We start from the raw sequence: 996 nt of genomic DNA on the forward strand, positions 1-996 counted from the left end.
CTATCGTGTACGTCATGTCATGAAACCAGAGTATGATTCAGTCGTAATGAAGGCAGTGGCTAAGGCTTTTGATGAAGAATTGTCGAAATTACAGAAAACGCCCCAACCAGGGTCAACAGAAGAAGATTATAAAAATGCGCGGGAATTTTTCAGTATGTTTGTCAGCATAAGTGATAACCAGCCACTTAGCTTCCAGCGTATATCCGGTAACAATCCTGTTGTCGACTATTATCTTGACCGCAAAGGCCGTATTTTGGCTTCCCGCATGTATATGCAAATCAACGGCACACATAAGGCCATCAATATTATCGGCGACAACGTGTACAGCAATTACGGCAAACCAGTCTTCAAATTGAATCCGCAAGGTAAAGGCATTACTTGGCGAGAGCTGAAAGAGTTTTTCGGTTCGGACAAAAAACAGGAAGATTAAAGCCTCAGGCCGTCTGAAAGGATATTTAAGGATATTTCTGTTTTCAGACGGCGTGTTTGATAAGGAAAAACATGTTTGCAAATTTTGATTTAGGCGTATTTCTGCTGGCAGTATTGCCTGTGTTGTTGGCCATTACCGTGCGCGAAGTGGCACGCGGTTATACGGCGCGTTATTGGGGCGACCATACCGGCGAGCAGCTTGGGCGTTTGACGCTTAATCCGCTGCCGCACATCGACCCTGTCGGTACGATTGTCGTGCCGTTGGTGTGTCTGATGATAGGCAGTTTCCTGTTCGGCTGGGCGCGTCCTATGCCCATTGATTCGCGCAATTTCCGTGATCCACGCCGTGCGTGGCGTTGGGTGTCGATTTCAGGCCCGATTGCCAATTTGATTTTGGCGTTCTTTTGGGGCTTTGTCGTCGTACTTGCTGCGTATGTGCCTGAGTCTTATCAAGCGCCCTTGGCGCAGATGGCCGGTTACGGCGTGATGGTGAACTCGATTTGGGTCGCATTCAGCCTGATTCCGATATTGCCTTGGGGCGGCGGTATTTTTATCGATACCTTCCTC

At 48.2% G+C, this 996-nt stretch carries 1 protein-coding gene and 1 pseudogene; both read left to right on the top strand.

The window, feature by feature from the left end:
• A pseudogene (locus ACTHUR_RS12015) lies at nucleotides 1–430 on the top strand (hypothetical protein); the annotation flags it as partial.
• Between the two features lie 71 nt (nucleotides 431–501).
• Nucleotides 502–996: site-2 protease family protein (locus ACTHUR_RS12020; protein WP_440398721.1), on the top strand; the 495-nt coding region annotated here is incomplete at its 3' end.

The organism is Neisseria sp. P0021.S007 (genome assembly GCF_051956855.1).